This is a genomic window from uncultured Acetatifactor sp. (genome assembly GCF_948601915.1).
GTDB lineage: Bacteria > Bacillota > Clostridia > Lachnospirales > Lachnospiraceae > Acetatifactor.
In genome coordinates, this window is record NZ_CAPDXS010000184.1 from 1 (window position 1) to 8,857 (window position 8,857).

The 8,857-nt window shown below is 56.0% G+C and carries 7 protein-coding genes; 2 read left to right on the forward strand and 5 right to left on the reverse strand.

Features of this window, described 5'->3' with window-relative positions:
* Positions 1 to 95: 95 nt before the first annotated feature.
* Positions 96 to 638, reverse strand: a complete 543-nt coding sequence (locus Q2B33_RS21675) for a hypothetical protein (RefSeq protein WP_300572258.1) — start codon at positions 636 to 638, stop codon at positions 96 to 98.
* 242 nt (positions 639 to 880) lie between these two features.
* Here Q2B33_RS21675 and Q2B33_RS21680 point away from each other — a divergent pair, with 242 nt between their 5' ends.
* Entirely contained in the window at positions 881 to 1,081 is a 201-nt protein-coding gene (locus Q2B33_RS21680; protein WP_300572260.1) for a hypothetical protein, read from the forward strand.
* 2 nt (positions 1,082 to 1,083) lie between these two features.
* On the opposite strand, the gene Q2B33_RS21685 is transcribed toward Q2B33_RS21680, so the two are convergent.
* The 4 genes from Q2B33_RS21685 to Q2B33_RS21700 all read right to left on the reverse strand — a co-directional run bounded on the left by Q2B33_RS21685 (position 1,084) and on the right by Q2B33_RS21700 (position 8,157).
* Positions 1,084 to 3,066: a hypothetical protein gene (locus tag Q2B33_RS21685; RefSeq protein WP_300572262.1), complete on the reverse strand. Its 1,983-nt coding sequence runs from the start codon at positions 3,064 to 3,066 to the stop codon at positions 1,084 to 1,086.
* Between the two features lie 61 nt (positions 3,067 to 3,127).
* Positions 3,128 to 4,804 carry an ABC transporter ATP-binding protein gene (locus Q2B33_RS21690; RefSeq protein WP_300572264.1) on the reverse strand — a complete coding sequence of 559 codons (1,677 nt, stop codon included), beginning with the start codon at positions 4,802 to 4,804 and terminating at the stop codon, positions 3,128 to 3,130.
* Positions 4,805 to 4,874: 70 nt separating this feature from the next.
* Positions 4,875 to 6,134, reverse strand: a complete 1,260-nt coding sequence (locus Q2B33_RS21695) for a DUF1266 domain-containing protein (RefSeq protein WP_300572266.1) — start codon at positions 6,132 to 6,134, stop codon at positions 4,875 to 4,877.
* 40 nt (positions 6,135 to 6,174) lie between these two features.
* Complete coding sequence (locus Q2B33_RS21700; RefSeq protein WP_300572268.1) at positions 6,175 to 8,157, reverse strand: bifunctional UDP-sugar hydrolase/5'-nucleotidase; 1,983 nt, start codon at positions 8,155 to 8,157, stop codon at positions 6,175 to 6,177.
* Positions 8,158 to 8,339: 182 nt separating this feature from the next.
* Here Q2B33_RS21700 and Q2B33_RS21705 point away from each other — a divergent pair.
* A partial coding sequence (locus tag Q2B33_RS21705) for a hypothetical protein (RefSeq protein WP_300823162.1) occupies positions 8,340 to 8,857 on the forward strand: 518 nt, incomplete at its 3' end.

Below are 8,857 nucleotides of genomic sequence, written 5' to 3' on the forward strand. Positions count from 1 at the left end.
CGGAGCAATTGATTTTTATAATTCTTTAGCATATATCAGTATGCGAAGTATGAGAATAATAATGCTCTTTCCGCACTTTTTTATGATTGGAGAAATTACTTTATACGCAAATCCCATGCTGCTTTATTGCCAGTAATGCCTACTGAGCGCAATATTTGGGCTTTTTGGTTAAAATCTTTCCATTCACTGCGCTCCCAACCTGCAGTTAAACCGGGTTTAACGCTTGCCTGGCTTTGGGTGTTATTTGTTTTTGCTATCGTAGCAGATCCGACGCCCCCCGCAATGAAAATATCAGAAATAATACCGCCCCACCAAAGACCTGTAACAGTATAGTTGCTAATCTGTTTAGATATGGGGGTAGCAGGAGTATCGTAAGTGCTTTCATAGGTTATGGGGAAATCCCATTCCTTTCCGAGTAAATCTTCGCCCAATATGATAAACTCCAATCCCTGAGGAATCTCTTTTTCCAGATAGTATCCTACAGAATCCGCATAATTCATACTGGTTATGCCATCCATTGATACTTGGGAAACATCGGTGGGCATGACAGAACCCGTGCTTGCATACGCTGTTATATTTGGCAGCGAAACAGATAAAAACAGTGACAACACTAATGTAAGTGCTAATTTACTTTTCATAAAAACACTCTCCTTTTTTACATCCTCTTCTGTGGTTTATAAAGAATCTGTTGTAATTTATTTCAGAATTCAGCTGACTTCCGATGAGAACACTTTACCATATATCATTATTCGGTACAAGGGACAGAGTTGTCAAAAGAACCGTCTTGATTTTTTGACAACTCTGTCCCTTGCAAAGATTCGCGCTATGGTTTATATTTGGATTATCTTTAGATGCTACATTATACAAAAGGAGAACATGTATGAAAAAGAAAACCTACTTCAAAAAAACAGCAACTACTTTTATGCTTACCCTGTCTCTTCTGGCAGTGCTGGCCGGGAAGCAGCCAATTGCAGAGCCTGTGCCCGATACAGCAGTTCTGGAAACTGGTGTAGATGAAGAAGCGGAGACCAGGAGACAGTCCTTAAGCGATGACGAGATTCCAGAGGATATAAAGGAGTGACATTATTCCAGCTTTCTGCTTTGTAGTTTTCTGTTGTAAAATTCCTCTTTATGCTTTTCTGCCCCAAGCTTACTGAATATAATACAATGCTTTAAAGCCTCTTCTGGATTACATTGCCGCTGGAGTGGAATGCCTTCTTTCTGGCGTTGTTCATTGTTCCACATTAAGTTATAGATTCCTCCGGGAACTCCAAATGAACGGCGCTGGTAAAGGCATTCTGTTATGATTTTTAGGCTGATTTCATCCGAACGGTCGTATTCCCCGATATTGCCCAGTTCACTTGCCACACCACCCATAACAATCTCATACATGTTGATGAAGCAGAAGATGATATGATCTCTCTCGCATGCCTCATACTGTTCTGCTAACAGGGCAATATGCCTCCCCTTTTCCCCGTCCTCCCCTTTCGTCCAGTTGACTATACTGTGGATGCAGTTGATTTCCTTATTTGTCAGATATTTTGCCCCAGGTTTTACGGCAATCTCGTAAGGCAGGGTGCAGGACAACGCCTCCTTGATTCGCTCCACACATTGCCTGGAGGTGATGGTTCCCTTATGGGCCTCATTGATGGCATGACAGATTATCCATTCCTGCCTGTTGGAGGGGATTTCCAGGGAGATGAGCTCCCGAAGCCGCTCCAGCAATAGGTCGGCCTGTTCGGTATCCCAGTTCCGGATGTGGTCTCTTAGCTCGGCCATCGATGCCAGCGCCTCCGGACTGCTGGTGGCCAGCTCTGCCTGACAGTATTCCGCCGACAGGTTCAGGCGTTCCATCAGCGCATTTAAGATACTATCCTGAATCTTTTTTCCGTCTTCTTCCAGACGGCGCAGCGTCCTTTCCGAACAGAGGATGCCGTTTTCGCAGAGCTCCGTTCTGGTGATTCCCAACATTTCCCTGCGAATCCTGACGATGTCGTTGATGCAGTAGACCTCCTTCTCCACATATAGCCAGCAGAAGTCTGTGGTTTCTCTGGGTACGCCGAACTCCATGTACACTGCCTCCAGGGCTTCCATCCATTCCCCATATTCCGCTCTCCGCTCTTCCAGCAGCGCTGCCTTTTGCACCGCCCCGACAGCAAGCTGTCCGGCAGCCAGATCCTGCAGAAATGTCCGCAGCAGCCCCAGCAGCTCCCACAGGTAGTACATCCGCCCGGCCTCCCGAAGCAGCTGCACCGCCTTCTCGCAATGTGCCATGGCCGCTGTTTTCTCCGCAAGTCCCCAGGCTCCCCGGGAAAGTCCTTCCCGACATAGATAGAATACTGCTTTGGGATATATTTTGGCCCGGCTGACCGCATCGAAGCGGGATTCCCCAATCAGGTTCAGGATCTCCTTGTAGCACGTTTCCCAGTCCGGGGGCTGTTCATAACGGAGCACCTCTAACAGCAGGTTCAGCTCCTGTACAGAGCAGATTTTCCGTGGGATGTCTAGAACACCACGGGGATGCCCATACGGCGGGGGAGCCTGTTTGCCGACAGGTGTGGGGGAAGGAAAAGCTACGGTCTGTTCCAGGGCTTCCCGGAACAGCTTGCCGGGATGTTCCTTCTGTTCCCGGGCATCCGCCTCTTCCAAGGAAGCCCTGCCTGATAGAAGCTGTGCCTCCATGCTTAGGCAGAACTGCCGCTCCAGCCGTCTGTCCACATCCTTTTCAGCGCCTGCTTCGTAGTGCTGCCGATATTCCTCCAGGGATTCTTTGGCTTGTGCCGTATCCCCTCGGGATATCAGGTAAAGCAGCTGCTGTCTCCTTTTCCAGCGCGTGTAATCTTCGGCAAAGCGGAAATGTTCATAGGCATCCGGTGATATGCCTAAGCGATATAGGAGACCGTCCTGTAGCGCTTTTCCTGCAGTGCGTTCCCCGGCCTCAATCCGAGCAAGCTCGCTGGCGGAGCATAGCCCGTCGGACAGCTGCTCCAGGGTGATTGCATGCTTTGTCCTGTGCTCCTTTAGAAATAAGCTGAAACGCTTCTGCGTGTTCTTCTGTACAGCCATTATTCATTTCTCCTTTTTGGACAATCTGGAAAAATACAGGGTAAAATGTGGTATGACCCCATCACTCCTCCAGGACTTTATACAGCCTGCAGAACGCCCCTTCCCTCTCCATCAGCTCGTCAAAGTTTCCCCTCTCCACAATCCTCCCGCCGTCCATGACGATGATTTCGCTGTACTTCCGCATCAGCGCCCTGTTGTACCGGTGGGTGATATTTACTATTGTCATGTCTTCGTTCAGCAGCCTTTCCTCAATCTCATAAGCGGTGGCATTGTCCAGGCCGGAGGTGATTTCGTCCAGGAAGGTCATGGCTTTGTTCCGCAGGAACAGCCTGGCCAGGGCTATCCTCTGCAGCTCGCCGCCGGAAAAGTTCTTCCCGTTCTCCTGAATCTCCTCCTCTATCCCCCTGGGGAGTCTGCGGACGGTGTCGTAGATACCCGCTTTCTTTAGGGCCTCCGCCACCTGCTCTTTGGTATAGTCCTGGTACAGGGCCACATTGTTGAAAATCGTGTCGTTGAAGAGATAGGTCTGCTGGTAGCACACCGGGCTCACGTGCATGACGCTCTCCCTGTCGAGCCCCGAAAGCTCCCGCCCGTTGACCAGGATCCGGCCTGTGTACTCCGGGCCGTATTCGGTGAGCAGCCGGATGATGCTGGATTTCCCGCTTCCGCTCCTGCCCACGATGGCGTATTTCCTGCCCTTCTCGAAGGTCAGATTCAGCCCCTCCAGGGAAAAGCCCTCGCCGATCCTCTGGCCGACCTGCTCCAGGCGGATCTCCCGGATGTCCTCCCGGAGGGCTTCCTTCCCGTGGCTCTCGCTCTCCAGCGCCAGCAGGGCCTCCAGCTCGGCCTTCACCTTCTCCATGGCCTTTATCTGGATCATGCCGTTGGCTATGGACATGCACGGGGTCAGGACGAAGTTCATCATGTTGGTGATCGCCACCACCTCGCCCACGGTCATCCTGCCCGCCGTGACGAAGAACATGCAGCTTCCCAGGACCACCAGGAAGGCCCCGTTGTTCACGAAGGAGGCCAGGGCCTGGGCGCTGTACAGGGTCTGGGAGGAGGCCTCGTTCTTCCTGCAGACGAAGTCGCTGAGCTTCTCCTGCTTCCCCAGGATCTGCCTTATGGCGTCGAATGTCCTTATGACCTTGTGGCCGCCCAGGTCGTTCTTCACACCGTCCAGATAGAGCTCCAGGGCTTCCGTATACCCCTTCCTGGAGGAGGCGATCCTCTTCTTCAGAATGTTCGGCACCGCGAACTGCAGGGCGCTCACCCCTGCCACGATGAGCAGGATGAGCGGCTCCACACAGATTAGATAGGCAACGGCCACCACCATGAAGACGGCCTGCATGATCATGCCGTACACATTGTTCACGCCGTCGTCCAATATGATCTTTATGTCCGTGGTGAACTTGGAGAGGTAATATGCCAGGCCCTTTTCCTCGAACTGGTTCGCGGAGATATGGAACAGCCTGCCCATCAGGTCGTTGCGCAGGTTCTTCTCGATGCGCCGCACCACGATGGTCTGGCTCTTCTTGCTGCCCCATTCGAAGAGGAATACCCCCAGGCTGAAGACTGCGGCCACAAGACACCTCTCCAGAAGCTCCTGACGGCCGGAGGAATCGATCAGGAGCTGCATGATATAGGATCGCAGCGGAGCCATGATGCCCACGATTACCACCGGTATCAGGCTGAGCAGGAATGCTTTTCGGTTCTTTTTCAGTATGCTTTTCAGCATTTTTCTTTCTCCCTTTTCCATGACTTTCTGAAATCTTCATGCCTAAAAACAGCATCCGTGCTTCGCCGTCTCACAGCCTGGGATCCCGATACCGGAACAGCACTCTTTTCAGCTCTCCGCGCTCCCCTCCTCCCGGGATGTCGGTGAGGCCGGTACGCCAGGGCACCGAGTAGGGGCCGTCGGGGTCCGCTTTCAGCCTCAGGAAGACATTCCTGCGCCCGGCGGCGTACTGGGCGGCGTTCTGATGCCCTGTGCGCTCAAGCCAGGCCTGGTAGCCCTCCAGGTAGCTCTCCGCCATCTCGTCCCAGGAGCCGAACCTCTGCTGGAGCACCCTCCCGGCCCTGACGAATTCCCGGTCCAGCTCGTCCCGGTCTATCATCCGCACCAGGTACATCATGCCCAGCAGCTGGGTGGCCCTGCACAGGTCCCAGCCCGGGTAGGGGGTGTCGTTCCTGCCTGCATGTTTTTCCGTCAGTTCATGTACGGTCTGGAGGCCGCTGCGGCGGTCATGGATGTCCCATTGCTCCCCCAGGGACGTCCTGCGGAAATTCGCCACCATCTTCCGGCTCCCGTGGACGCCCGTCACTAAAGGCCAGCCCTCCAGCATGGAAAAGGAGTGGGCCCAGATGGCGAAGGTGGAGGCGCACCAAAGCTCCGTGTCGTTTTTGGGCAGCAGGGGATCGCGCCTCCAGAACACAGCGGGCGCGAAGCGCCAGCGCCGCACCCCGATGACCCTGTAGAGGGCGATGGCGATGATGAAGAGCCACACGGAGGCCAGCCTGCCCAGCGCCATGCCGTAATCCGCCTGGGAGAGCACCGGCACATATTCCCCGTACATGTCCACATAATGATCCGGGGCCGCCAGGAACTCTTCATAGACCAGGACTTCCGCAGGCGGCTCCCACGCTCTCCATACCCCTATGGGCAGGCGATAGACGCCCGCCTCCTCCGTTTCCTGGATTGCTTTTTTGTTGATGTGGGCGATCACCAGCTCTCCGCTGGGGAGGTGCAGGCGGTGGTAGAGCTGGTCGCCGCTGCGGACGGTGTCATAATTGACCACAGCGCCTTTTGTGATTATGGTAAAGGTATCCAGCCGCTCCATATCCGCAATGGACTCCGCCACCTGGACATCCGCTCCGGCCTGGGTCCCAGCCGCGCCCTCCTCCAGGGTGGCGTCCTTTTGATAGAATCCATACAGGACAGGCCCCAGGACGAACTCCGCCAGCAGGGACAGGGCGATAAGGAGTGGAATCAACAGAAACATCATCTGGTACATATTTGTCCGGAAGCCGTATATATTCCTGTTCGAAATCTTGTATCTTGCGCTCATTGACGAATCCTCCTGTAAAAATCGGTTCTTCCGCCGGGAATCAACGGCAACTGCCGGCGGTCGCATGGTTTCTGCGGGTCAGCCTGCGGACCAGCCTGATGAGCAGCCAGAATAACAGGACAATCAGGACCAGGAGCAGCAGAAGGATGCCCAGGATGATGAATGCGAATTTGTTAGGGCTTTTTATCAAATCGCCTATGGACCTGCTGTCCTCCACCACCTTGCGGCCCTGGGCGGAAGCGTAAGCCTCCGGTATGTCGGAGACGCCGTCCCCGTCCGCATCCTCCAGGGAATCCAGGTATCCCGCGATGGCGGCCCAGGCCTTCAGCTCCCGCCCGCCGTCCGTGAGGATGGCGTCCTCGATATCCTCTATGGGAGTGCCGTCGGCGAACTTGGGCTGCACGGACAGGATGCCGTAGGACACATCCGTGACGGCGCCCAGCATCTGCCCGCTGTAGAGGTCGCATACCACACGGTAGAGCTTGTCGTCTTCGATTTCCACGCGGCTGCCCTTCTCGTCGGTCATATAGCAGTCCGTGACCTTGTTCAGGATGATCCGGTGGGGATTGAAGGTAAAGTGCAGGCCGCTGATATAGAGCCTGGCGGACTTCATGAAATCCGATACGGAGGCATCTATCTCCGCGCCGGTCTTCAGCTCCGCCCCGGTGAGGTACATGCTGATCAGGGGGTAGCCGGGGATGCCGTCCGGGCCTATCCCCAGGGAGTAGGCGTTGAACACGTCCGTGACGGTGACGTCCCCTGTGGCGAAGGTGTCGCGGACACAGCCCGAGGGCACGATGGCCACGTCGATCGGATGGGTGTCAGGGTCGTCCGCCTGCGCCGCGGCGTAGGCGAAGGAGTCGGCCAGGAGATTGCCCAGGTTGTGCTCCGTGTGGGTATAGTACAGGTCGTCGGAGGTGGCGAATTCGATATCGTTCTGCGCCAGCACCTGATCCGTGGTATAGCCGAACCGGGTCAGGTAGGTGGAGTCCACTTTCTCCATGAGGCTGTCAATTTTCGCCTGGGCCGTGGGCTCCGGCGGAATCTCCTCCGTGACGGGAATCAGCTCATAGGAATCCATCTGCCAGCGCCCTTCCGCCTGTCTGGACATGGACAGGCTGCCCAGGTTCCTGCCGTAGGAGCCGCAGGATACGATGTAGGTGTCGCCGTGCCGGATAGGCTCAGAGAGGGTGGTGTGGGTATGGCCGCTGACGATCAGGTCGATCTCGGGCACGGCCTTTGCCAGGATCTCGTCCTCGGACTTGTCGGCTTCCTCGCTGGTGCCGCTGTGGGAGACGCAGACAATCATGTCTACATCCTCCTTTTCCCGGATTTCCTTTACCGTGTCGGCAGCCGCCTCCGAGATGTCCCGGAATTTCAGCGCGCAGGTGGGGGCGCAGGCCAGGGAATCCTCGCCGAAGACGCCCAGCACCGCGATGCGGATACCGGATTTGTCCAATATGACGTAATCTTCCACACCGTAGGCCGTGAAAGCTTCCTTTAAGAGCCGCTGGTCTTCCGTGAGCCCCTCCGCCTCCATGGCCTCCCAGTCCACATTGCACAGGGCCAGGGCCGGGACGGGGTCTCCGCTGCGCACGGCGGCGTCCAGGGCTCCGGCCAGGCCTGTGGAGCGGTAGTCGAATTCATGGTTGCCGAAGGTGCTGACCTCGCATCCCAGATAGCCCAGCATCCGCAGCTCCGGGGCATCGGTGTGGAAGATGGTCTGGACTAAAGTCCCCATGGAGAAGTCCCCCGCGTCCAGGAGCAGTGCGTCGGGATTTTCCGCTTTTTTCCCGTCGATCAATGTTTTGATGCGGGCGAAGCCGCCCAAAGTCACGTTCCGGCCCTCCTCCACGGTGGGGAAGCTGTCCAGGTGGGAATGGGTGTCGTGGAGGAACAGGATGTCCACCTGCTCTGAGCCCTGGGGCCCGGCTTCCGCTCGCGGGGAGGGAGAGGGGAACAGGGGGAACAGCAGCATGACGGCCAGGGAGATGAGCGCGAATTTTGTGAAAAAGTTCTTCATAATCGAATTTACTCCTCTTTTTTGTGAGAATAACATTGGCAATCAGATGTTTTTACATTATAATAATAATATCTGGGAGGGGAAAAGGCAATATTTAAAAAATATTAATGTTTCTTTTCGTGACGGGTGGGCCGGGATGTGGTATAGTGCATCATAAGTCAGTGCAAGAGGTGAGAAGGTGGATGGACGACAACAATAAAAATGAGATGGAGCAGATCCAGCGGGGGCTGGAGGCGTTCCTGGAGAAGGAGATAGACGGGGCCGGAGATCCGGGAAGCGGCAGGAGGGAACCGGGGCCGCCGGAGTCCCCGGAAGTCCTGGAATTCCCGGATGCCCGGAGAGAGCCGCAGGATGTCCGGATCATAGAGGGGCCCTGGAGCGGGGGGCGGTCCCGGAGAGAGCGGGAATCCCGGGAGGATGAGGACGCGTATGCGGGGGACGGCGAGGACTGGGACGACTGGGAGGATTGGGAGGACGAGTCCCGCTGGAACCCGGAGGACGGGGCATATGAAGAGGAGGAGCTCTATCCGGAGGACTGGCGGGAGGAAGCGGGGCCCCGCGGCAGACGGCCGGGATACGGGGAGGAGCCGTACCGGAGGAGACGGCCCGGATATGAAGCGGGGGCGGCAGGCGGCAGACGGCCGGAGTACGGGGAGGAACCGCCTCGGAGGAGGCATCCGGAGTACGGGTCGGAGTCGGC

Coding starts and splice junctions, on each gene's coding strand:
- Q2B33_RS21675 (WP_300572258.1), bottom strand. CDS start 638: ATGAAAAGTAAATTAGCACTTACATTAGTGTTGTCACTGTTTTTATCT.
- Q2B33_RS21680 (WP_300572260.1), top strand. CDS start 881: ATGAAAAAGAAAACCTACTTCAAAAAAACAGCAACTACTTTTATGCTT.
- Q2B33_RS21685 (WP_300572262.1), bottom strand. CDS start 3,066: ATGGCTGTACAGAAGAACACGCAGAAGCGTTTCAGCTTATTTCTAAAG.
- Q2B33_RS21690 (WP_300572264.1), bottom strand. CDS start 4,804: ATGCTGAAAAGCATACTGAAAAAGAACCGAAAAGCATTCCTGCTCAGC.
- Q2B33_RS21695 (WP_300572266.1), bottom strand. CDS start 6,134: ATGAGCGCAAGATACAAGATTTCGAACAGGAATATATACGGCTTCCGG.
- Q2B33_RS21700 (WP_300572268.1), bottom strand. CDS start 8,157: ATGAAGAACTTTTTCACAAAATTCGCGCTCATCTCCCTGGCCGTCATG.